Source organism: Salmonella sp. 741265050_HSA (assembly GCF_046569445.1).
Taxonomy (GTDB): Bacteria; Pseudomonadota; Gammaproteobacteria; order Enterobacterales; family Enterobacteriaceae; genus Salmonella; species Salmonella enterica.
Map to the genome: position 1 here is coordinate 50,064 of NZ_JBKFSV010000001.1, position 24,863 is coordinate 74,926.

General features: G+C 51.9%; 15 protein-coding genes and 1 pseudogene. 11 read left to right on the top strand and 5 right to left on the bottom strand.

Annotation, left to right across the window (positions count from 1 at the left end; genetic code table 11):
* The first annotated feature begins 49 nt into the window (after window positions 1–49).
* The 7 genes from cmoM (at window position 50) to ACLD4F_RS00235 (ending at window position 10,994) form a co-directional block, all read left to right on the top strand.
* Entirely contained in the window at window positions 50–853 is an 804-nt protein-coding gene (gene cmoM / locus ACLD4F_RS00205) for a tRNA uridine 5-oxyacetic acid(34) methyltransferase CmoM (protein WP_001154025.1), read from the top strand.
* The gene (mukF, locus tag ACLD4F_RS00210; RefSeq protein WP_001288828.1) at window positions 846–2,168 is read left to right on the top strand and encodes a chromosome partition protein MukF; all 1,323 of its coding nucleotides are present in this window, start codon (window positions 846–848) and stop codon (window positions 2,166–2,168) included. Before cmoM ends, mukF begins: the two co-directional genes overlap by 8 nt.
* The gene (gene mukE, locus ACLD4F_RS00215) at window positions 2,149–2,853 is read left to right on the top strand and encodes a chromosome partition protein MukE (protein ID WP_000060025.1); all 705 of its coding nucleotides are present in this window, start codon (window positions 2,149–2,151) and stop codon (window positions 2,851–2,853) included. The genes mukF and mukE overlap by 20 nt, the downstream gene beginning before the upstream one ends.
* Entirely contained in the window at window positions 2,853–7,319 is a 4,467-nt protein-coding gene (mukB, locus tag ACLD4F_RS00220) for a chromosome partition protein MukB (RefSeq protein ID WP_411010627.1), read from the top strand. The genes mukE and mukB overlap by 1 nt, the downstream gene beginning before the upstream one ends.
* Before the next feature lie 344 nt (window positions 7,320–7,663).
* Window positions 7,664–9,511, top strand: a complete 1,848-nt coding sequence (gene ldtD / locus ACLD4F_RS00225) for a L,D-transpeptidase (RefSeq protein WP_024158854.1) — start codon at window positions 7,664–7,666, stop codon at window positions 9,509–9,511.
* A 259-nt stretch (window positions 9,512–9,770) separates the two neighbouring features.
* Window positions 9,771–10,319 (top strand): YcbK family protein, encoded by a 549-nt coding sequence (locus tag ACLD4F_RS00230; protein ID WP_000357052.1) that lies wholly within the window; start codon window positions 9,771–9,773, stop codon window positions 10,317–10,319.
* A 27-nt stretch (window positions 10,320–10,346) separates the two neighbouring features.
* Window positions 10,347–10,994: an MBL fold metallo-hydrolase gene (locus tag ACLD4F_RS00235; RefSeq protein ID WP_001109471.1), complete on the top strand. Its 648-nt coding sequence runs from the start codon at window positions 10,347–10,349 to the stop codon at window positions 10,992–10,994.
* A gap of 61 nt (window positions 10,995–11,055) precedes the next feature.
* On the opposite strand, the gene aspC is transcribed toward ACLD4F_RS00235, so the two are convergent.
* The 4 genes from aspC to ACLD4F_RS00255 form a co-directional block, all read right to left on the bottom strand.
* Window positions 11,056–12,246, bottom strand: coding sequence for an aspartate transaminase (aspC, locus tag ACLD4F_RS00240; RefSeq protein WP_000462655.1), 1,191 nt, complete (start codon window positions 12,244–12,246; stop codon window positions 11,056–11,058).
* Between the two features lie 184 nt (window positions 12,247–12,430).
* Window positions 12,431–13,522 (bottom strand): porin OmpF, encoded by a 1,092-nt coding sequence (ompF, locus tag ACLD4F_RS00245; protein WP_000977709.1) that lies wholly within the window; start codon window positions 13,520–13,522, stop codon window positions 12,431–12,433.
* A gap of 606 nt (window positions 13,523–14,128) precedes the next feature.
* Window positions 14,129–15,529: an asparagine--tRNA ligase gene (asnS, locus tag ACLD4F_RS00250; protein ID WP_080250253.1), complete on the bottom strand. Its 1,401-nt coding sequence runs from the start codon at window positions 15,527–15,529 to the stop codon at window positions 14,129–14,131.
* 199 nt (window positions 15,530–15,728) lie between these two features.
* The gene (locus tag ACLD4F_RS00255; protein ID WP_000762342.1) at window positions 15,729–16,190 is read right to left on the bottom strand and encodes an Lrp/AsnC family transcriptional regulator; all 462 of its coding nucleotides are present in this window, start codon (window positions 16,188–16,190) and stop codon (window positions 15,729–15,731) included.
* 317 nt (window positions 16,191–16,507) lie between these two features.
* On the opposite strand from ACLD4F_RS00255, the gene dpaL reads away from it, so the two are divergent.
* The gene (dpaL, locus tag ACLD4F_RS00260) at window positions 16,508–17,722 is read left to right on the top strand and encodes a diaminopropionate ammonia-lyase (RefSeq protein ID WP_000544858.1); all 1,215 of its coding nucleotides are present in this window, start codon (window positions 16,508–16,510) and stop codon (window positions 17,720–17,722) included.
* 245 nt (window positions 17,723–17,967) lie between these two features.
* Window positions 17,968–19,402: pseudogene (locus ACLD4F_RS00265) on the top strand (alanine/glycine:cation symporter family protein).
* Window positions 19,403–19,482: 80 nt separating this feature from the next.
* Here the strand turns inward: ACLD4F_RS00265 and pncB are convergent.
* A complete protein-coding gene (pncB, locus tag ACLD4F_RS00270) occupies window positions 19,483–20,685 on the bottom strand; it encodes a nicotinate phosphoribosyltransferase (protein ID WP_411010628.1) in 1,203 nt (400 codons plus the stop codon).
* A 266-nt stretch (window positions 20,686–20,951) separates the two neighbouring features.
* Here pncB and pepN point away from each other — a divergent pair, with 266 nt between their 5' ends.
* Both pepN and pyrD read left to right on the top strand, forming a co-directional pair.
* Complete coding sequence (gene pepN / locus ACLD4F_RS00275; RefSeq protein ID WP_076935081.1) at window positions 20,952–23,564, top strand: aminopeptidase N; 2,613 nt, start codon at window positions 20,952–20,954, stop codon at window positions 23,562–23,564.
* Between the two features lie 207 nt (window positions 23,565–23,771).
* The gene (gene pyrD, locus ACLD4F_RS00280) at window positions 23,772–24,782 is read left to right on the top strand and encodes a quinone-dependent dihydroorotate dehydrogenase (protein WP_000291723.1); all 1,011 of its coding nucleotides are present in this window, start codon (window positions 23,772–23,774) and stop codon (window positions 24,780–24,782) included.
* Window positions 24,783–24,863 lie beyond the last annotated feature (81 nt).

Here is a 24,863-nt window from a genome sequence, read left to right on the forward strand (position 1 = left end):
AAATAGCGGTTTTATCAGATAACGCCTGAGCCAGCCTGTGGAGAGTCCGATGCAGGATCGCAATTTTGATGACATCGCTGAAAAGTTTTCCCGTAACATTTACGGCACGACCAAAGGACAACTGCGGCAAGCCATTCTGTGGCAAGACCTGGACCGCGTGCTGGAGGAGATTGGCGGGCGAAAACTGCGGGTACTGGATGCCGGCGGCGGCGAAGGGCAAACGGCGATTAAGATGGCGGAACGCGGCCATCAGGTGACGTTATGCGATCTGTCTGGCGAAATGATCGCCCGCGCGCGGCAGGCGGCCGAGGCAAAAGGTGTGAGCAAAGACATGCATTTTATACAATGCCCGGCTCAGGACGTCGCTTCGCATTTGGAAAGCCCGGTTGATCTGATATTGTTTCATGCTGTGCTGGAGTGGGTAGCCGATCCTGTCGGCGTATTAGAAACGCTCTGGTCAGTATTGCGCCCTGGCGGCGCGCTGTCGTTGATGTTCTATAACGCTAACGGTTTGCTGATGCACAATATGGTGGCGGGTAATTTTGACTACGTGCAGGCGGGGATGCCTAAACGCAAGAAGCGCACGCTGTCGCCTGACTACCCGCGCGACCCCGCGCAGGTGTACCAGTGGCTGGAGGCGATTGGCTGGCAGATTACCGGTAAAACCGGCGTGCGTGTGTTTCATGATTATCTGCGTGAAAAACACCAGCAGCGTGACTGTTATGAGACCCTGGTCGAACTGGAAACGCGTTATTGCCGCCAGGAGCCGTATATTAGCCTTGGGCGCTACATTCATGTCACCGCGATTAAAAGCCCGGCGCTAGCCGCAGATGCAAGGATAACCTATGAGTGAATTTTCCCAGACAGTCCCCGAACTGGTTGCCTGGGCCAGAAAAAACGACTTTTCCATCTCGCTGCCGGTAGACAGACTTTCCTTTCTGCTGGCGGTCGCCACGTTGAACGGCGAACGCCTTGACGGCGAGATGAGTGAAGGCGAGCTGGTGGATGCATTCCGCCATGTGAGTGATGCGTTTGAGCAAACCAGCGAAACCATCGGCGTGCGCGCGAACAACGCGATTAACGATATGGTGCGTCAACGTCTGCTGAACCGCTTTACCAGCGAGCAGGCGGAAGGCAATGCGATTTACCGATTAACCCCGCTCGGGATTGGCATCACCGATTACTACATTCGTCAACGCGAATTCTCTACGCTGCGTCTTTCTATGCAGTTGTCGATTGTGGCCGGCGAATTGAAGCGCGCGGCGGATGCGGCAGCGGAGGGTGGCGATGAGTTCCACTGGCATCGCAATGTTTACGCGCCATTGAAATATTCGGTGGCGGAGATTTTCGACAGTATCGATCTCACCCAGCGCATTATGGATGAACAGCAGCAGCAGGTGAAAGATGATATCGCACAACTGCTGAATAAAGACTGGCGGGCGGCGATTTCCAGCTGTGAACTGCTGCTTTCCGAAACGTCCGGTACGCTGCGCGAGTTGCAGGATACGCTGGAGGCGGCGGGCGATAAGCTGCAGGCTAACCTGCTGCGCATTCAGGATGCCACGATGACGCACGACGATCTGCATTTTGTCGACAGGCTGGTGTTTGACTTACAAAGTAAACTCGACCGCATTATCAGTTGGGGTCAGCAGTCTATTGATTTATGGATCGGCTACGATCGTCACGTGCATAAATTTATCCGTACCGCGATCGATATGGATAAAAACCGTGTCTTCGCCCAGCGGTTGCGCCAGTCCGTGCAGACTTATTTTGACGATCCGTGGGCGCTAACCTACGCGAATGCCGATCGTCTGCTGGATATGCGCGATGAAGAGATGGCGTTGCGTGACGATGAAGTCACCGGGGAGTTGCCGCCGGATCTGGAATATGAAGAGTTTAACGAGATCCGCGAGCAGTTAGCGGCCATCATTGAAGAACAGCTGGCTATCTACAAAACCAGACAAACGCCACTGGATCTTGGGCTGGTGGTGCGCGAGTATCTGGCGCAATACCCGCGCGCGCGTCATTTCGACGTGGCGCGTATTGTTATCGATCAAGCGGTACGTCTTGGCGTAGCGCAAGCAGATTTCACCGGACTGCCAGCCAAATGGCAGCCGATTAATGATTACGGAGCCAAGGTACAGGCGCATGTCATTGACAAATATTGAACAAGTGATGCCGGTTAAGCTGGCGCAGGCGCTGGCGAATCCGTTATTTCCGGCGCTGGATAGCGCATTACGTTCGGGCCGCCACATCGGGCTGGACGAACTGGATAATCATGCCTTTCTGATGGATTTTCAGGAATACCTGGAAGAGTTTTACGCGCGTTATAACGTGGAGCTGATTCGCGCGCCGGAGGGGTTCTTCTACCTGCGTCCGCGTTCTACCACGCTTATTCCGCGCTCGGTGTTATCCGAACTGGATATGATGGTCGGTAAAATTCTCTGCTACCTCTATCTTAGCCCGGAGCGTCTGGCCAACGAAGGGATCTTTACTCAGCAAGAGTTGTACGACGAGCTGCTTACCCTTGCGGACGAAGCCAAACTGCTAAAGCTGGTGAATAACCGCTCGACGGGATCTGACGTTGATCGTCAGAAACTGCAGGAAAAGGTGCGTTCTTCTTTGAACCGCCTGCGTCGTTTGGGCATGGTATGGTTTATGGGCCACGACAGCAGCAAATTCCGCATTACCGAATCGGTCTTCCGCTTTGGCGCGGATGTCCGCGCCGGCGACGATCCTCGCGAGGCGCAGCGTCGTCTCATCCGCGACGGGGAAGCGATGCCCATTGAAAACCATCTGCAACTTAATGATGAGACCGAAGAGAGTCAGCCGGACAGTGGAGAGGAAGAATAATGATTGAACGCGGTAAATTTCGCTCGCTAACGCTGATTAACTGGAACGGTTTTTTTGCCCGCACTTTTGACCTGGATGAACTGGTCACGACGTTATCCGGGGGCAACGGCGCCGGGAAATCCACGACGATGGCGGCGTTCGTCACGGCGCTGATCCCGGATCTCACATTACTGCACTTTCGTAACACCACGGAAGCCGGCGCCACCAGCGGTTCGCGCGATAAAGGTTTACACGGTAAGCTGAAGGCGGGCGTCTGTTACTCCATGCTCGACACCATTAATTCCCGCCATCAGCGGGTGGTGGTCGGCGTGCGTCTGCAGCAGGTCGCTGGGCGCGATCGCAAAGTGGACATCAAACCGTTCGCTATCCAGGGGCTGCCGATGTCGGTACAGCCGACACAACTGGTGACGGAGACATTAAACGAACGTCAGGCGCGCGTACTGTCGCTTGCTGAGCTGAAAGACAAGCTTGACGAGATGGAAGGCGTGCAGTTTAAGCAGTTTAACTCCATCACCGATTATCATTCGCTGATGTTTGACTTAGGGATTATCGCCCGTCGTCTGCGCTCCGCTTCCGATCGCAGTAAATTCTATCGTTTGATAGAGGCCTCGCTGTACGGCGGGATCTCCAGCGCCATTACCCGGTCGCTACGCGATTATTTATTGCCGGAAAACAGCGGCGTGCGCAAGGCATTCCAGGATATGGAAGCGGCGCTGCGCGAGAACCGACTCACGCTGGAAGCGATTCGTGTTACCCAATCCGATCGCGATCTGTTTAAGCATTTGATCAGCGAAGCCACCGATTATGTGGCGGCGGATTATATGCGCCACGCTAATGAGCGTCGGGTTCACCTTGATCAGGCGTTGGCGTTTCGACGCGAACTGTACACATCGCGCAAACAACTGGCGGCGGAGCAGTACAAGCACGTCGATATGGCCCGTGAGTTGGGCGAACATAACGGCGCCGAAGGTTCTCTTGAAGCGGATTACCAGGCGGCGAGCGATCACCTGAATCTGGTGCAAACCGCGCTGCGCCAGCAGGAAAAAATTGAACGCTACGAAGCGGATCTTGAAGAGCTGCAGATTCGACTCGAAGAGCAAAATGAAGTGGTGGCGGAAGCCGCCGAAATGCAGGACGAAAATGAAGCGCGTGCCGAAGCCGCCGAGCTGGAAGTCGATGAACTCAAAAGCCAGCTTGCGGATTACCAGCAGGCGCTGGATGTACAGCAAACGCGCGCGATTCAGTATAACCAGGCGATATCAGCGCTTGCCCGCGCTAAAGAACTTTGCCATCTGCCGGATCTAACGCCGGAAAGCGCCGCCGAATGGCTGGATACTTTCCAGGCAAAAGAGCAGGAAGCTACGGAAAAACTGCTGTCGTTGGAACAAAAAATGAGCGTGGCGCAAACCGCGCACAGTCAGTTTGAGCAGGCTTATCAGCTGGTAGCGGCGATCAACGGCCCGCTGGCGCGTAGCGAAGCCTGGGACGTGGCGCGCGAGCTGTTACGGGACGGCGTGAACCAGCGTCATCTGGCGGAACAGGTACAGCCGCTGCGGATGCGCCTGAGCGAACTGGAACAGCGGCTGCGCGAGCAGCAAGAGGCGGAACGTCTGCTGGCGGAGTTCTGTAAGCGACAGGGCAAAAGTTTTGATATTGACGAACTGGAAGTGCTGCATCAGGAGCTGGAAGCCCGCATCGCGTCCTTGTCTGAGAGCGTGTCGTCAGCCAGCGAACAGCGTATGGCCTTGCGTCAGGAGCAGGAGCAGCTTCAGTCGCGTATTCAACATCTGATGCGGCGTGCGCCCGTCTGGCTGGCGGCGCAAAACAGCCTTAACCAGCTTAGCGAACAGTGCGGCGAGGAGTTTACGTCCAGCCAGGAAGTGACCGAATACCTGCAACAGCTACTGGAGCGTGAGCGCGAAGCCATTGTCGAACGCGACGAAGTGGGCGCGCGTAAAAATGCGGTTGATGAAGAGATCGAACGTTTAAGCCAGCCGGGCGGCGCGGAAGATCAGCGTTTGAATGCGCTGGCGGAGCGTTTTGGCGGGGTACTGCTGTCAGAAATCTACGATGATGTCAGTCTTGAAGATGCGCCGTACTTTTCCGCACTGTATGGCCCGTCGCGCCATGCGATCGTCGTACCGGATTTATCGCAAATAGCCGAACAGCTTGAAGGCCTGACCGACTGCCCGGAAGATCTGTATCTGATCGAAGGCGATCCGCAGTCTTTTGATGACAGCGTATTCAGCGTTGACGAGCTGGAAAAGGCGGTGGTCGTGAAAATTGCCGACCGTCAGTGGCGTTATTCGCGTTTCCCGTCGCTGCCTATTTTTGGCCGTGCGGCGCGCGAGAACCGTATTGAAAGTCTCCATGCGGAACGGGAAGTGCTTTCCGAGCGCTTTGCCACGCTCTCGTTTGACGTGCAGAAAACCCAGCGTTTGCACCAGGCGTTCAGCCGTTTTATCGGCAGCCACCTTTCCGTCGCTTTTGAGGACGATCCGGAAGCGGAAATTCGCCGACTGAACGGGCGTCGCGTCGAACTGGAGCGCGCGCTGGCGACGCATGAAAGCGACAACCAGCAGCAGCGCCTTCAGTTTGAGCAGGCGAAAGAGGGCGTTTCCGCGCTTAACCGTTTGCTGCCGCGGCTGAATTTATTGGCCGATGAAACGCTGGCCGATCGGGTCGATGAAATTCAGGAACGGTTGGATGAGGCGCAGGAAGCGGCGCGATTTGTGCAGCAATATGGCAACCAGTTAGCCAAACTGGAGCCGGTGGTTTCCGTTCTGCAAAGCGATCCGGAACAGTTTGAGCAGTTAAAAGAAGACTATGCATGGTCGCAGCAAATGCAGCGCGACGCGCGCCAGCAGGCTTTTGCGCTGGCTGAAGTCGTCGAACGTCGGGCGCATTTCAGCTATTCCGACTCGGCGGAAATGCTGAGCGGCAACAGCGATCTCAACGAAAAGCTGCGCCAGCGGCTGGAGCAGGCGGAAGCCGAGCGTACCCGCGCCCGCGAAGCGCTACGCTGCCATGCCGCGCAGTTAAGTCAGTACAGCCAGGTTCTGGCCTCGCTAAAAAGCTCTTACGACACGAAAAAAGAGCTGCTTAACGATTTGCAGCGCGAATTACAGGATATTGGCGTTCGCGCCGACAGCGGGGCGGAAGAGCGCGCCCGCCAGCGTCGCGATGAACTGCACGCTCAGTTGAGCAATAACCGTTCGCGTCGCAATCAGCTTGAGAAAGCGCTCACCTTCTGCGAAGCGGAGATGGAGAACCTGACCCGTAAGCTGCGCAAGCTGGAGCGCGATTATCATGAAATGCGCGAGCAGGTTGTGACCGCGAAAGCCGGCTGGTGCGCAGTCATGCGGATGGTTAAAGACAATGGCGTGGAACGCCGTCTGCACCGTCGTGAGCTGGCTTATCTGTCGGCGGATGAACTGCGCTCCATGTCGGATAAGGCGTTGGGCGCGCTGCGCCTGGCCGTCGCGGATAACGAACATCTGCGCGACGTATTGCGCCTGTCGGAAGATCCGAAACGCCCGGAACGTAAAATCCAGTTCTTTGTGGCCGTTTACCAGCATCTGCGCGAACGTATTCGTCAGGATATTATTCGTACCGACGATCCGGTTGAAGCCATTGAACAAATGGAGATTGAACTGAGCCGTCTGACAGAAGAGCTGACATCGCGTGAGCAAAAGCTGGCGATCAGTTCCCGCAGCGTGGCAAACATTATCCGCAAGACTATCCAGCGTGAGCAGAACCGTATCCGTATGCTGAACCAGGGGTTGCAAAGCGTCTCGTTTGGCCAGGTGAATAGCGTGCGGTTAAACGTCAACGTGCGTGAAACGCATGCCACCTTGCTGGATGTGCTTTCAGAACAGCAGGAGCAGCACCAGGATCTGTTTAACAGCAATCGTCTGACCTTCTCCGAAGCGCTGGCGAAACTGTACCAGCGTCTGAATCCGCAGATCGATATGGGGCAACGCACGCCGCAGACCATCGGCGAGGAGCTGCTGGACTACCGTAACTATCTGGAAATGGAAGTTGAAGTTAACCGTGGGTCCGACGGCTGGCTGCGTGCGGAATCCGGCGCGCTATCAACGGGGGAAGCTATCGGGACCGGGATGTCAATTCTGGTGATGGTGGTGCAAAGCTGGGAAGACGAAGCGCGCAGACTGCGCGGGAAAGATATTTCGCCATGTCGCCTGCTGTTCCTCGATGAAGCGGCGCGTCTGGATGCGCGCTCTATCGCCACGCTGTTTGAACTATGTGAACGTTTGCAGATGCAGCTCATCATCGCTGCGCCGGAAAACATCAGTCCGGAGAAGGGCACGACGTATAAACTGGTGCGTAAAGTGTTTCAGAATACTGAGCATGTTCATGTTGTCGGGCTGCGTGGCTTTGCGCCGCAGCTTCCGGAAACGCTTCCCGGTACGCAGACGGAAGATACGCCTTCAGAAGCGAGTTAAACACGGCAGAAACGATGACGTGCCTGATGGCGCCTCGCTTATCAGGCAAGGCCGGATAAGTCGGTTACGCCGCCATCCGGCACAACAAGTTCTGTTTTATCATTAGCCTGGGGCGGCGAAAGCCGCCTTTTTCTTTATCTGAAAAATCTCTCCGGGTAGTGCATTTTCTTTAAACTTCTTTACATTAGGTTAGGCAAAAACGTAACGAACTTTATATACTGGAGTTAAGCCTGACGAGTGAGCAGGCTGACTCGTCATACTAAACAAAAGCATTGGTTGCGGTTGACCCGCGCTGCGGGCAGCGCAGTCATGCGGAGTATGATAACGAAAACAGGGGGCAAGGGATGTTGCTTAATAAGATGTGTGGTCGTTGTCTGTCGGCAATCAGTTTATGCCTGGCCGTAACATTCGCTCCACTGTTCAATGCGCAGGCCGATGAGCCTGAAATGATACCTGGCGATAGCGCCGTTGCTGCGACGGATCAGGCTGGGCCGCAGAAGCAATCCGCCGCGACGGCGATTATGGCCGGGATTCAGCCGCTGCCGGAGGGCGTTTCAGCCGAGAAAGTCCGGGCTGATTTACAGTCGCAGCTTCCTTCCGGCTATACGCCGGTCTATATGAGCCAGCTGACATTGCTGTATGCCGCGCGCGACATGAAGCCCATGTGGGATAATCGCGATGCGGTGAAAGCCTTCCAGCAACAGTTGGCGGAGGTGGCGATTGCCGGATTCCAGCCGCAGTTTACCGCCTGGGTGGCATTGTTGACCGATCCCGCCGTAAACGGTATGGCGCGCGATGTTGTGTTGTCAGACGCCATGATGGGCTATCTCCATTTCATTGCGAATATCCCCGTCAAAGGCCAGCGCTGGTTATATAGCAACAAACCTTACGCATTGGCGACGCCGCCAGTCTCGGTGATTAACCAGTGGCAAATCGCGCTGGAAGAGGGCCAGTTGCCGATGTTTGTCGCCAGCCTGGCGCCGCAGCATCCACAGTATGCGCCCATGCATGACGCGTTGCTGAAGCTGGTGGCGGACTCTCGCCCGTGGCCGCAGTTGGCCAATACCGCGACGCTGCGCCCGGGGCAATGGAGTAACGATGTGCCTGCGCTGCGCGAAATATTACAGCGTACGGGGATGCTGGATGGAGGTCCAAAGATAGCCTTACCCGGCGATAACACTGCTGATAGTGCCGTCGTCAGCCCCTCCGCCGCGGTAGTCGAAACATCGGTGGCGCAGCCGGTCGACGAACCAACGGCCCGCCGTAGCAAGTCGGCTCCGGCGGCACGCGCCTACGATCGTGAACTGGTCGAGGCGGTAAAGCGTTTTCAGGCATGGCAAGGGCTGGGGGCGGATGGCGTTATTGGCCCGGCGACGCGTAACTGGCTTAATATGACCCCCGCGCAACGCGCAGGCGTACTGGCACTGAATATCCAACGTTTACGCCTGCTGCCGGCGGAACTCTCTACCGGTATTATGGTAAACATTCCCGCTTATTCGCTGGTCTACTATCAGAATGGCAACCAGGTGCTGGCTTCGAGGGTGATCGTCGGGCGTCCCGATCGTAAAACGCCGATGATGAGCAGCGCGCTGAATAATGTGGTGGTGAACCCGCCGTGGAACGTTCCGCCCACGCTTGCGCGTAAAGACATTTTACCGAAGGTGTGGAATGACCCAGGCTATCTGGAGCGCCATGGCTACACCGTGATGCGCGGCTGGAACAGCAAAGAAGCGATCGATCCGTGGCAGGTTGACTGGGCCACCATTACGCCATCGAATCTTCCGTTCCGTTTCCAGCAGGCGCCAGGCGCGCACAATTCGCTGGGGCGTTATAAATTTAATATGCCGAGCTCAGATGCGATCTATCTGCACGATACGCCTAACCATAATCTCTTTCAGCGTGACGCCAGGGCGTTAAGTTCCGGCTGCGTGCGGGTCAATAAGGCCTCTGAACTGGCGAATATGCTCTTGCAGGATGCTGGCTGGAACGATGCGCGGATCTCAGGCGCCCTGAAGCAAGGCGACACGCGGTATGTCAATATCCGGCAGAACATTCCAGTAAATCTTTACTATCTGACCGCGTTTGTCGGCGCAGATGGACGTATGCAATATCGTACAGATATTTACAATTACGATCTCACAGCGCGATCCAGCGCACAAATTGTGCCAAAGGTTGAACAATTAATCAGGTAAATGAAGAAGTTCTGGTAAATATGTTGTCCTAATGTTTGGCTTCAACGGGGCGTTTCGCTGTAGACCCCCGTTGTGGCTGGGGGAGGGCCATCTTGACGCGGGCTTTATCGGCAGTTAAGGTGCCTTTCGTGCGCCAGAAGTGCATATACAACAACCTTTAAGTCGACCGGGCCGTTCAGAAGTCTGTGCCAGCCGGTATCATGTCTGCTTAAAGGTAGAAGTGTATTAACGATAACATTGACCTGTAGACCTGATTATCATGGACAAATTTGACGCTAATCGCCGCAAGCTGCTGGCGCTTGGTGGTGTCGCTCTCGGCGCCGCCATCCTGCCCGCGCCAGCGTTTGCCACACTCTCGACCCCACGCCCGCGCATTTTGACGTTAAACAATCTCCATACCGGAGAGTCAATCAAGGCGGAGTTTTTCGATGGAAGAGCCTACATTCAGGATGAATTAGCAAAGTTAAACCATTTTTTCCGTGACTATCGCGCGAATAAAGTCCGATCAATCGATCCCCGCCTGTTTGACCAACTTTACCGACTTCAGGGGCTGTTAGGGACGCGTAAACCTGTGCAGCTCATCTCAGGCTACCGTTCTCTTGATACCAATAATGAATTACGCGCCCGTAGCAGCGGCGTAGCGAAAAAAAGCTACCATACAAAAGGGCAGGCGATGGATTTTCATATTGAAGGCGTGGCGCTGAGCAATATTCGCAAAGCGGCGTTATCTATGCGCGCAGGTGGTGTAGGATATTACCCACGTAGTAACTTTGTGCATATTGATACCGGGCCGGCGCGGCACTGGTAATCAGCGAGGCTTAATCAAAGGAGCAGTATGAACTATCGTATTATTCCGGTCACCGCGTTCTCCCAGAACTGTTCATTAATCTGGTGCGAACAAACCCGGCTGGCGGCACTGGTCGATCCGGGCGGCGACGCGGAAAAAATTAAACAGGAAGTGGACGCCAGCGGCGTGACGTTGATGCAAATTTTACTCACGCATGGGCATCTCGATCATGTCGGCGCGGCGAGTGAACTGGCGCAGCATTACGGCGTTCCTGTTATCGGTCCGGAAAAAGAAGATGAGTTCTGGCTGCAAGGACTGCCGGCGCAAAGCCGCATGTTTGGTCTGGATGAGTGTCAGCCGCTGACGCCTGATCGCTGGCTGAACGATGGCGATCGCGTCAGCGTAGGGAATGTGACGTTACAGGTGTTACATTGTCCGGGACACACGCCGGGACACGTGGTTTTCTTTGATGAACAGTCGCAACTGCTGATCTCCGGCGATGTGATTTTCAAAGGTGGCGTTGGGCGCAGCGATTTTCCTCGCGGCGATCACACCCAGTTGATTGACGCCATTAAGCGAAAATTATTGCCGCTTGGCGATGATGTGACCTTTATTCCTGGCCACGGCCCGCTCTCTACGCTCGGGTACGAGCGTCTGCATAATCCCTTCCTGCAAGATGAGATGCCGGTCTGGTAAGCAGAATGAAAAAGCCTGCAATGTGCAGGCTTTTTTATCGGTCACGCCAGTCGGCAGCTTTTTACAGTACCGCGACAATGGCTTCGCACAGCGGTGCCATATTATCCGGGGTCATGCCCGCCACGTTCACGCGACCAGAAGCCACGGCATAAACGCCAAACTCTTCACGCAGACGCAGCACCTGATCTTTGGTCAGACCGCTGAATGAGAACATCCCGTTCTGCTTGATAATAAAGCTGAAGTCACGGTTCGCGCCTTTTTCCTGCAAGGTATTCACGAACAGTTGACGCATACGCTGAATACGCTGGCGCATGTCCGTCAGTTCCTGTTCCCAGATAGCGCGCAGGGCGTCATTACTCAGGATAGTCGCGACGATGGACGCGCCGTGCGCTGGTGGGTTGGAGTAGTTAGCGCGAATGGCGGATTTCATCTGGCTAAAAGCGCGATCCACGGTTTCCACATCGGCAGCCACGAGGGTGCAGGCGCCGACGCGTTCATTATATAAGCCGAAGTTTTTGGAGTAGGAGCTGGCGACAATAAGCTCTTTATGCAGCGCGGCAAAGGCGCGCAGACCTTCCGCATCTTCTTCCAGGCCGCGGGCAAAGCCCTGGTAAGCGAAATCGAATAGCGGCAGCCACCCTTTTTCAACGGAAAGCTCAGCCAGAACCTGCCACTGTTCCAGAGTAGGGTCAATGCCGGTTGGGTTATGACAGCAACCGTGGAACAGAACCACATCGCCGGCCTGTGCTTCGCTCAGGCTGGCTTGTAGCGCTTCAAAATCCAGCGTGTGATTTTCCGCATCGTAGTAAGCGTACTCCCGAACTTCCAGGCCGGCAGCGTTAAACACGCTTTTGTGGTTCGGCCAGCTGGGGTTGCTCACCCACACCCGTTTTACCGGAGTATTTTTTGCCAAAAAGTCGGCGGCAATGCGTAACGCGCCGGTACCGCCCGGCGTTTGCGCCGTGCGTGCGCGCTTATCGTTAATCAGCGCGCTGCCTTTGCCGAACAGCAGTTCCTGAGTACAGCGAGCAAATTCCGGAATCCCGTCAATGCCGAGATAGTTTTTCGTCGTTTCATTTTCCAGTAAATACTGCTCGGCTTTTTTAACGCTGGTGAGCACCGGTGTTTTGCCGGTTTCATCTTTATATACGCCAATGCCAAGGTTAATTTTCCCTGGACGGTCATCGGCGCGAAACAGATCGGCCAGGCCCAAAATCGGGTCGGCAGGAGCGGCGGTTATGTTCTCAAACATGACGAGGTTCCATTATAGTTACAGAAGGGAAATCCGCTATCAGGTTAACGGCAGATTTACAAAATGCCAACCGTTAGCGCTAAAAAGCCCGCCTGTTTTTGAAAGACGCACATTTTCTCTAAGAGAGATAAAAAAACAGGACCGAAGTCCTGTTTTTGAGGCATAAAACAAAGGGGTCTGCTGATCAGAACTGGTAAGTAATACCGACAGCCGCCTGATCGTCGGTGCCAACGTAGCTGGAGCTGTAGTCGTTTTCGTCCAGCAGGTTGAAACGGTAGTCAACCCATACGTTCATGTTTTTGTTGAAGTAGTAAGTCGCGCCCGCCTGAATATATTTCGCCAGATCGGCCGAGCCGTCGGCGCCGTTCAACTGCTTACCTTTACTCTGCACATACGAGATTGCCGGACGCAGGCCGAAGTCAAACTGGTACTGAGCGACCACTTCCAGGTTCTGCGTTTTGTTTGCCATTTCCACGGTATCGGTAACCGTATTTTCAACAATGCTCATATTGCGGGTTTCAGCATATACGGCAGCCAGGTAGACGTTGTTTGCATCATATTTCGCGCCAACGGCCCACGATTCTGCGCGATCGCCATTACCATCGCGATCCTGCTGATCGTTAGTACGCTTGCTGTTGCTGTATGCTGCGGTGACGCCAAAGCCGTCGAACTCATATGCCATGGTGTAACCTACGCCATCGCCATTCTGAGAGTTAATGCTGTGGTTGTCCTGATTTTTACCCTGATACTGAATACCGAAAGAGAGACCGTCCACCAGACCAAAGAAGTCAGAGTTACGGTAGGTCAACAAACCGCCAGCACGGCTGGTCATGTAGTTATCGGTATAGGCGCCGCCCCAGGTTTCGCCGGAGAAGTAGGGGGCCATATCGGTATAGGATTCAACATCGTAAACGATACCGTAGTTACGACCATAATCGATTGAACCCACTTCCGCGTATTTCAAACCCGCGAAAGCCAGACGTACCAGATTCGAGTTCTGCTGTTCGCCTTCAGCGCGGTCTGCTTTAGTACGGTATTCCCACTGACCGAAACCGGTCAGATCGGTGTTAATCTGCGTTTCCCCTTTAAAACCAATCTGGGCATAAGTCTGGTCGGCATTTTTACTATCGCCGGTCGTTGTCCATACGTGACGACCCACGGCTTTACCGTACAGATCCAGCTTATTACCATCTTTATTATAAATTTCTGCTGCGTTTGCGGTTGCAGCAGCCAGCAGGGCAGGGATCACCGCTGCCAGGATTTTGCGCTTCATCATTATTTATTACCCTCATTGGTTTTTTTATATGACACCTGCCACTGCCGTCAATAAATTCCGTCAATAAAACTTTACAGAAATATTGATGAGAGTTTGGTGTCTTTATGTGTCTGACAGGCATCTTTCCATTCAAACTAACGTTTCGCTACCGTGAAAGTGCTACAAATATAAAGATTTAGTTTCAAAAGGAAAAAATATGTAAATAAATGTTATTTTCGTGGAACTTTGTGAACAACGTCAAACTTCCCCTGAGTTCTCGCTTTGATTTGATCGTTTTTCTTTTATCACTATGATTTTATTGTAATTATTGGCTTGTAGAACCGTTGTGCCTGAAAAAGCAGCAGACGAGCTATTTCATAAAAATAGCCATTTAGAAGTCTTGATGTCCGAAATTGTGGTGAAAAATTGTGCTATTAGAGCAGAAAAATCTAATCCGCAATAAAATTAAGGATTAATTTTTATGTGTAAATATTTTCGTGAAATATACAGTAACAAGATGTGGTAATTCAGAGGGTTGTAATTAAATTTATTTACTTATTGATAATAAAACTGACATTCAGGCGGAAAAAAAGGCCAGCATAGCTGGCCTTGAGTGTGTCGTAAAAATCAGAAGCTGGCGTTGCGTGGGGTCCGTGGGAACGGAATAACATCGCGCACGTTTTGCACACCCGTGACGTAAGCGATAAGGCGTTCAAAGCCCAGGCCAAAGCCGGAATGCGGTACAGTACCGTAGCGACGCAAGTCGCGATACCACCAGTAATCCTCTTTATTCAGCCCCATTTCGGCCATACGGGCATCCAGCACATCCAGACGCTCTTCACGCTGGGAACCACCGATGATTTCGCCGATTCCCGGCGCCAGCACATCCATAGCCGCCACGGTTTTGCCATCTTCGTTAAGGCGCATGTAAAACGCTTTAATTTCTTTCGGATAGTTTTTCACCACTACCGGCGCTTTGAAATGCTCTTCCGCCAGATAACGTTCGTGTTCGGAAGAGAGGTCGACGCCCCAGAACACCGGGTTTTCAAATGTCTTACCACAGCGTTCCAGAATGGCGACCGCATCGGTGTAATCCACCTGAGCAAAGTCGGTGGAGACAAAACGCTCCAGACGAGCGATAGCGTCTTTATCCACGCGTTCGGCAAAGAACTTCATGTCATCCGCACGCTCTTCCAGAACCGCGTTGAAGACATATTTCAGCATAGCTTCCGCCAGACGGGCGTTGTCTTCCAGATCGGCGAACGCCATTTCCGGCTCCAGCATCCAGAACTCCGCCAGGTGGCGGCTGGTGTTGGAATTTTCCGCGCGGAAGGTCGGCCCAAAAGTATAGATTTTGGACAGCGCGCAGGCATAGGTTTCACCGTTGAGCTGGCCGGAGACGGTCAGGAATGATTCTTTGCCAAAAAAGTCTTTGTCAAAATCTACTCTGCCCTGGTCGTTACGCGGCAGGTTTTCCAGATCCAACGTTGAGACGCGGAACATTTCGCCAGCGCCTTCGGTATCGGAAGCGGTAATCAGCGGGGTAGAGACCCAAAAGAAACCCTGCTCATCGAAGAAGCGATGCAGCGCCTGCGCCAGAGTATGGCGGACGCGCGCTACCGCGCCAATCAGGTTAGTGCGCGGGCGCAGATGCGCGACCTCACGCAGATACTCAATGCTATGGCGTTTTGCCGCCATCGGGTAGGTATCCGGATCTTCCACCCAGCCTGCGACCTCTACTTTCGTAGCCTGGATTTCGAAACTTTGCCCCTGTCCCGGCGACGCGACAACCTTACCTGTTACTACCACGGAGCAGCCTGTCGTCAGGTGTAATACTTCTTCATTATAATTGGGCAGAGAATTATTAATGACAGCCTGTACAGGATCAAAGCAGGAGCCGTCATAAACGGCGAGGAAGGAGATGCCAGCTTTTGAATCTCGGCGGGTACGCACCCATCCGCGCACGGTGACTTCTTGGTCAACGGCTACACGGCCCTGGAGTACGTCGGCTACAGGCACAACGCTCATAATATTCTCTCTGTTAATAGTCGGAAAAAATAAACACTTGTCCACCCGAAATGGGGGTATTCCTATGTTACCTGGCATCTGCAATCAGACAAGCAGAAATCGCATCTGGAAGCAGGTTTTCAGAAAGAAACCTGTAAAAAGTTCGCACCTGCTCGCGAACCATTGAGAATTTAGGCTGGTTTTGCAAGCTTTGCGCACGTTACTCGATCAGGACGCGCATCTCTTGCTTGGCGTTTTGCATCACGACAATCGTTTTAAAAGACTTTATATTGCCTGAGGAAAAGAAAAGCTCACGGGTAAGCGCTTCATATTCCGCCATGTCACGAACATTGAGCACCAGTAAAAAGTCGAAATCGCCCGTTACGTAGTAGACCTGCTGCACCTGCGGGCAACTGACAAACCGTTGACGAGCCTCTTCCAGTAAATTGAATCGCTCGTTTTCGATCACCACCTGCACCACAATCGTGACCGGGCGTCCCACTTTGCCAGCATCAATAAGGCTGACATTGCCTTTAATTATGCCCGCCTCCTCCAGTGCCGCGATACGACGATTCACTGCCGAAGGTGAAAGATTGACCTGTTCGGCGATTTCCCGCTGAGAAAGACGATTATCGCGCTGCAATAATGTCAGAATGTTTTTATCCCAGGCGTCAAGCTTCATATCGCAAATAACCTCTTTAATGTGATGACTATCACTGTGCGCAATTTTGCTGCGTCCAGGTCGTTAAAAAAAGGTGAAAATTGTACGACGATGGGCATTTTCGCGCCATTTAACAGCAATAAGCATAGTACTATCATAATCAGTGGAATAAAGAAAAGGACGTAATAGATATTGTGCGACTCTTTTATCAGTACGGTTTATTAAAGTGAGGATAACCACTACTACAGCCACAAAACGCGAGTTCTTTACTTGTTTCTACTCAATAATTGCCAAAAACATATTATTTCAATAAATAAACTTTAACAAAAGGTATCATTATGCATGAACTTATTAAATACCAGTTTAATACACGTCGGAAAAAATATGGTACAGGAGCGGCCTTAAGTTTGCTTAACGGAAATGTTGGGCGTGAGGTGTTAGCATTTCATAAAAAATTACCCAATTATGCCGTCACGCCGTTACATAATCTGGCGCATCTAAGCCGGCGGCTTGGACTAGGGTCCATCCATATTAAAGATGAATCCTGGCGTTTTGGTCTGAATGCTTTTAAAGGTCTGGGAGGCTCTTATGCTGTAGGAAAATATCTCGCTGATAAATTGCAATGTGATATTAACTCGTTAAGTTTTGCTGCCCTTAACACTCCTGAGATTAAAGAAAAAATTAAGGATTGTGTTTTTGTTACCGCGACGGATGGCAATCATGGCCGTGGTGTGGCGTGGGCGGCGGAGCAATTAGGTCTAAAAGCCGTCGTTTATATGCCTAAAGGATCATCGTTAATCCGGGCAGAGAATATTCGCCATCATGGAGCTGAATGCACCATCACCGATCTGAACTACGATGATGCAGTGCGACTGGCCCATAGAATGGCGCAAACAAAAGGCTGGGTGCTTTTGCAGGATACAGCCTGGACAGGGTATGAAGAGATCCCAACGTGGATTATGCAAGGCTATATGACACTAGCGGTTGAAGCTTATGAGCAGCTCGCAGAAACAAACAGTCCGTTGCCAACCCACCTTATTTTACAAGCGGGGGTGGGATCGTTTGCTGGCAGTGTTATGGGTTATTTTGTTGAAAAAATGCAGGAAAATATCCCTAATATTATTGTGGTTGAGCCGCATCAGGCCAACTGTCTTTATCAATCCGCAGTTATGAATGATGGTCAACCTCACTGCGTCACTGGCGATATGGCGACGATAATGGCCGGGCTTGCGTGTGGGGAGCCGAATATTATCAGTTGGCCTATTATTCGGGACAACACCAGTTGTTTTATTTCCGCTGATGATTGTCTGGCGGCTAAGGGTATGCGCATTTCTGCCGCGCCGCGTCCAGGCACTGATACGCCTTTTATTTCCGGCGAGTCCGGAGCTATTGGCGTAGGGTTACTTTATGAGTTGATGAACAATATGCATTATCAGGATCTTGCTAATCGCTTACAGCTTGATGCCAATGCTCATGTTTTGCTTATTAGCACCGAAGGCGATACGTCCCCAGATATTTATGAAGATATAGTCTGGAACGGACGCAGTGCTTAAACATTACGACTAAAAAATTAGATAATAAAGGCAGCATGTAAAAAACGCGTTTTTTATACGCATAATAAACCTAATGCAGGAAGCAAAACTTCATAACAATATACCATTAAAACGGCATTTAGTGAGTAAGGGATGCTCCTACCCGCTGACTTTCCAGTTTAGTGTTGTTGGCAAAATTTAGGATTACGCTGAACTGGAAAGATTATTTCTGAGACTGAACGAATTAATTTAAATCCGAGGTCATTATGTTAGAGCAACTTTCACAACTCTTTGAATTTCTATGGGGTGGCCCATTATTTTTGTGTGTCATCGGCATTGGCTTTTATTTTACAGTACGCCTCAAATTTTTCCAGATTATCAATTTAAAAGAAATTTACCGTAATACAATTGGTACACTTGCCGGAAAAAATAAACAAAACACTACTGGCGAGGCAGCGTCTAAAAAATCCTTAAAATCAATAGAGGTGGCTGCCACTGTGCTATCCGGCTCATTAGGCGCGGGAACGATCGCAGGTGTTGCTGCGGCTATTGCGGTTGGCGGACCTGGGGCAATTTTCTGGATGTGGATCATTGCGGTCGTGGGTATGATGACCAAAATGGTTGAAGTGACGCTGGCGGTGAAATACCGAAGTAAAGGTGAGAATGGCGAATATTATGGCGGCCCAATGCATTATATTAAGAAAGGGCTCAATAAAAAATGGCATCCCCTGGCAGGATTATATGCGTTTGCATTAATGATTCTGGTTATTACGGATGCCTGTTTTGTGCAAGCTAATACGATGGCGGCGGTCATTCACTATACGTTTGACATCCCAACAAGGCGTCATTGGGGGATTTATTGTCATCGTAGGCGCGTTGGTTATTTTAAAAGGACTCGCCAGTCTTGGTAAATTCTGTACGATTGCACTTCCACCGATCACCATTGCCTATTTCATTGGTGCCGCTGGTGTAGTGGTATTGAATATCGAGGCTATCCCACAGGTTATAAAAAGTATTTTCTATTATGCCTTTGCCCCTGCGCCAGCAGCCGGTGGCTTTGTCGGGTCAACCATCATGATGGCCATCAGTAAAGGAGCCAGTCGCGGAATATTCACTAACGAAGCTGGCATGGGTACCTCGGCCACAGTACATGCTACTGCCAACGTGGATTACGCTTTCCGTCAGGGAATGTGGGGGGCAGTGGAAGTTTTTTTTGTCTCAATGATTACCTGTAACTTTACTGCATTTGCTGTACTTGCTTCTGGTATGTGGACAGACGCCAGCTATCAAGGTATTCAGATTATCTTTGCCGCCTTAAAAGAAACATGGCATCCGATTATTGTTCAGGTTCTCTGTCTCGGTGTGGCGTTGATTCTGTTTACTTCTTATCTTGGTTCATATATTAAATTTCGCACTTCAATAAACTATATCTTTGGCGATAAGCTAGAACGCATCATTAAATGGGTATATTTTTTGCCGCCACTGATTGCCGTTAATATGGAAATCCCGGTAATCTGGTTAATGGCTGATATTGCTGTCGGTTTTCTGGTTATCCCCAACGTAATTGCTCTGTTCTTGCTGCGTAAAGAATTTATTAGCGAATTCAATTTATTCAGAACGCGTACACAGCGGGACACTAATTCTGTAAAAACAACGCAAATCACGCACGTAAATATGTCGAAGAGTGAAGGGAAAGAATAGTCACCATCGCGGCCAGAACAGGTAAGATGGTCAGAAGAGTAACAAAGCGCCCACTTTCCGGGCGCTTCGCACAGGCATGGTTAACTTGCTTTACGCACCTGCGGGAGATCGAACGCTTTACGCAGCGCGCGCACAAACGCTTTATCATGACAGATCGTTTTACCGGGGCTATCGGAAAGTTTAGCCACCGGCTTTCCGTTACATTCCACGAGTTTAATCACGATATTGAGCGGTTTTACCTGAGGGATATCACAGGTCAGTCGGGTACCGATGCCGAAGCTTAGCTGCACGCGAGAGGCGAAATGGCGATAGAGCTCGACCGCCTTTGGCAGATCAAGGTTATCTGAAAAGACCAGCGTTTTTGTCAGCGGATCAATCCCCAGCTTTTCATAATGGGCAATCGCCTTTTCGCCCCATGCGACAGGGTCTCCTGAGTCGTGGCGTAACCCCTGATAACGGCTGGCGAATTCAATGCCGAAATCGCGTAAAAACGCATCCATTGTAATGCAATCTGTCAATGCGATACCAAGCTGGTCCGGATATTCGTTAAGCCAGGCGGCCAACGCGGCACGCTGGCTGGTCGCCAGGTCCGGACTAATTTGTTGATGCGCCTGGAACCATTCGTGCGCCTGAGTACCCATCGGCGTAAGCGCCAGGCGACGCGCGAGATCATAGTTGCTGGTGCCGACGAACCATGACTCCTGCTGGAGACGTTTAACTATCGCCTGCTGCACTTCACGAGAGAAACGACGGCGGGTGCCGAAGTCCATCAGGTGGAAGCGGGACATATCGAGATTGGCGGTTAACGCAGTGAAATCAACCAGCTTACTTTCCAGCGCGTCGAGCGCCTGATCAACGTCCGCGTTTGGCGAGCGGTAGTGATGAACCAGCTCACTGATCACGGCCAGCAGCGGCACTTCCCACATAATGACTTCACGCCACGGGCCGGTTAAGCGAATATTCAGCTTGCCGTTATCGTTGGTGACACAGACTTGAGCTGGGTTATAGCGAAACTCGCGTAACCAGTTCAGATAATCCGGTTTAAAAAAGGGCAGGTCGGAGAGCCACTGGAACTCGTCCTCCTGGAGGCGCAGGTGCTGCATCGCGTCCACCTGCTCGCGAATAGCATCGGCATAAATACCCAGCAGGTCGTCGCCACGGCAACGAAACTCAGCCGCTACCTGCACATCATAGTAGTGATGAAAAACGGCTTGCTGCATATGCAACTTATAAGCATCTGTATCCAGCAACGAGTGCAGAACAGGAGAAGCGAATTGTGTCATAGGTGCGCTGTTGCGTCCTCTCACGGGAGCGTTTAGTACAATAAACAACTAAGAAAACCGCTGGAGTATACCTTGTTTAGCGATTTATTGAACCCCGATCACACCATAAGCTGTCTTTAGGGTCGAGCGCATTTCGTGCCCCATGTTATAAAAATGTAGCAAATAGGCCGTTTGTGCCTGAAAAGATGAACATTCTGCGTAGCGCGATTTGCGCAACAGGAATAGACTGGAGTCGACACTCTACACAAAGATGCGAAAGGTTTTTTATGACACAACAGCCACAAGCCAAATACCGCCATGACTATCGCGCGCCGGATTACCAGATTACTGATATTGACTTGACCTTTGACCTCGATGCCGAAAAAACCGTGGTCACCGCAATAAGCCAGGCTGTTCGTCATGGCGCGCCTGATGCGCCTCTTCGCCTTGATGGGGAAGATTTAACGCTGGTATCTATCCACGTCAACGATGCGCCGTGGACAGCATATAAGGAAGAAGAGGGCGCGCTTATCATCAGCGACCTGCCAGAGCGTTTTACGTTACGCATTGTCAACGAGATAAGTCCGGCGGCGAATACGGCGCTGGAAGGATTGTACCAGTCCGGCGATGCGCTCTGTACCCAGTGTGAAGCGGAGGGCTTCCGCCATATTACCTGGTATCTTGACCGCCCGGACGTACTGGCGCGATTTACCACCAAAATTATTGCCGATAAAAGCAAATATCCGTTCCTGCTTTCCAATGGCAACCGTGTTGCGCAGGGTGAACTGGAGAATGGCCGTCACTGGGTTCAGTGGCAAGATCCGTTCCCGAAACCGTGTTATCTGTTTGCGCTGGTGGCCGGTGATTTTGACGTGCTGCGCGATACCTTTACCACCCGCTCCGGGCGTGACGTCGCGTTAGAACTGTACGTTGACCGTGGCAATCTGGATCGCGCGCCGTGGGCAATGACCTCGCTGAAAAATTCCATGAAATGGGATGAAACGCGTTTTGGGCTCGAATATGACCTCGACATCTATATGATTGTCGCGGTGGATTTCTTTAATATGGGCGCGATGGAGAATAAAGGTCTTAATATCTTTAACTCCAAATACGTGCTGGCGCGAACCGATACCGCGACGGATAAAGATTATCTCGATATTGAGCGCGTGATAGGTCATGAGTATTTCCACAACTGGACCGGCAACCGCGTCACCTGCCGCGACTGGTTCCAGTTGAGCCTGAAAGAGGGGCTAACCGTGTTCCGCGATCAGGAGTTTAGCTCTGATTTGGGGTCACGCGCGGTGAACCGCATCAGTAACGTGCGTACCATGCGCGGTTTACAATTCGCGGAAGACGCCAGCCCGATGGCGCATCCTATCCGCCCGGATAAAGTAATCGAAATGAATAACTTCTACACCCTCACCGTTTATGAAAAGGGTGCGGAAGTCATTCGCATGATCCACACGTTGCTGGGTGAGGAAAATTTCCAGAAGGGGATGCAGCTTTATTTTGAGCGCCATGACGGCAGCGCAGCGACGTGTGATGACTTCGTACAGGCGATGGAAGATGCTTCTAATGTCGATTTGTCCCATTTCCGCCGCTGGTACAGTCAGTCCGGCACGCCGATTGTAACGGTAAAAGATGATTATAATCCGGAAACCGAGCAGTACACGTTGACCATCAGCCAGCGCACTCCGGCGACGGCGGATCAGGCGGAGAAGCAGCCGCTGCATATTCCATTCGCCATCGAACTGTACGATAACGAAGGCAACGTCATTCCGTTGCAAAAAGGCGGTCACCCGGTCAATGCCGTGCTGAACGTCACGCAGGCGGAGCAGACATTTACCTTCGATAATGTTTACTTCCAACCTGTTCCGGCCTTGCTGTGCGAGTTTTCAGCGCCGGTGAAACTGGAATATAAATGGAGCGATCAGCAGTTGACGTTCCTGATGCGCCATGCGCGCAATGATTTCTCCCGTTGGGATGCGGCGCAAAGTCTGCTGGCCACATACATTAAACTGAATGTGGCGCGTCATCAGCAGGGGCAACCGCTATCGCTTCCGGTGCATGTCGCTGATGCGTTCCGCGCAGTACTGTTGGATGAGAAAATCGATCCGGCGTTGGCCGCAGAAATTTTAACGCTGCCTTCGGCCAATGAAATTGCGGAGCTGTTTGAGGTCATTGACCCGATCGCCATTGCGCAAGTTCGTGAAGCGCTAACGCGTACGCTGGCGGCAGAACTGGCGGATGAGTTCCTGGCTATCTATAACGCCAATCATCTGGATGAGTATCGTGTTGATCACGGCGATATCGGTAAGCGCACGCTGCGCAATGCTTGCCTGCGCTTCCTGGCGTTTGGCGAGACGGAGCTGGCTAATACGCTGGTCAGCAAACAGTATCGCGACGCCAATAATATGACCGATGCGCTGGCGGCCCTGTCTGCTGCGGTGGCGGCGCAGTTGCCGTGCCGCGATACGCTGATGCAGGAGTATGACGATAAGTGGCATCAGGACGGCCTGGTGATGGATAAATGGTTTATCCTGCAATCCACAAGCCCGGCGGAAAATGTACTGGAAACCGTACGCGGCCTGCTCAAACACCGTTCTTTCAGTATGAGCAACCCGAACCGCATCCGTTCATTAATTGGCGCGTTTGCTGGCAGCAACCCGGCGGCGTTCCATGCGCAAGACGGTAGCGGATACCAGTTCCTGGTCGAGATGCTGACCGATCTGAATAGCCGTAACCCGCAGGTAGCATCTCGCCTCATTGAACCGCTGATTCGTCTGAAACGTTATGATGATAAGCGTCAGGAGAAAATGCGCGCGGCGCTGGAGCAGTTAAAAGGACTGGAGAATCTTTCCGGCGATCTGTACGAGAAGATAACTAAAGCGTTAGCCTGACAGTATCCGTTATAAAGAGGTAAGACATGCCCGGTAAGCGTTAGCGCTGCCGGGTATTTTTTTGCCGGACGATGACGCTCGCTGGCGAAACGTGAAGTGAGAATGAAGGAAAACGATTGCTATTTATTGCCGTAGGTCAATTCCCTTTTGCCTTGTTATCGCCCATAATACGCCCCCGGTTTGCACACCGGGAATCCAGGAGAGTTCATGTACTATCCCTTCGTTCGTAAAGCCCTTTTCCAGCTCGATCCAGAGCGCGCTCATGAATTTACATTTCAACAATTACGCCGCATTACAGGTACGCCGCTGGAAGCGCTGGTGCGCCAGAAAGTACCGACAAAGCCGGTTACCTGCATGGGACTTACCTTTAAAAATCCACTGGGGTTGGCTGCCGGTCTGGATAAAGACGGGGAGTGCATCGACGCGTTAGGCGCGATGGGGTTTGGCTCCCTGGAAATCGGCACCGTGACGCCGCGCCCACAGCCGGGTAACGATAAGCCGCGTCTTTTTCGTCTGGTGGATGCTGAAGGTCTGATCAATCGGATGGGCTTTAATAATCTGGGCGTCGATAACCTGGTCGAGAATGTTAAAAAAGCCCATTTTGATGGTATTCTGGGAATTAACATCGGTAAAAATAAAGATACGCCTGTCGAAAATGGCAAAGATGACTACCTGATTTGTATGGAAAAAGTCTATGCTTATGCGGGTTATATCGCCATTAATATTTCTTCGCCGAATACGCCAGGGCTACGTACGCTCCAGTATGGCGATGCGCTGGACGATCTGTTAACTGCCATTAAAAATAAGCAAAACGATCTTCAGGCGATCCATCATAAATATGTGCCGGTAGCAGTAAAGATCGCGCCGGATCTTTGTGAAGAGGAATTGATCCAGGTTGCCGATAGCCTGCTTCGTCATAATATTGATGGGGTGATTGCGACAAATACCACCCTCGATCGTTCGCTGGTACAAGGAATGAAAAATTGCCAGCAAACGGGGGGATTAAGTGGCCGGCCATTACAATTAAAAAGCACAGAAATTATTCGCCGTTTATCCCAGGAGTTAAAAGGACAATTGCCTATTATCGGCGTCGGCGGCATTGACTCAGTTATCGCCGCGCGCGAGAAGATAGCGGCAGGAGCTACGCTGGTACAAATTTATTCCGGCTTTATTTTTAAAGGCCCGCCATTGATTAAAGAAATCGTAACGCATATCTAAACTTTACCCTTTATCAGACAACCAGGGCTTTATTTCCGGCGCTGGTTGTTTTATATTTCTCCACTGTTGCTTATTTAGACA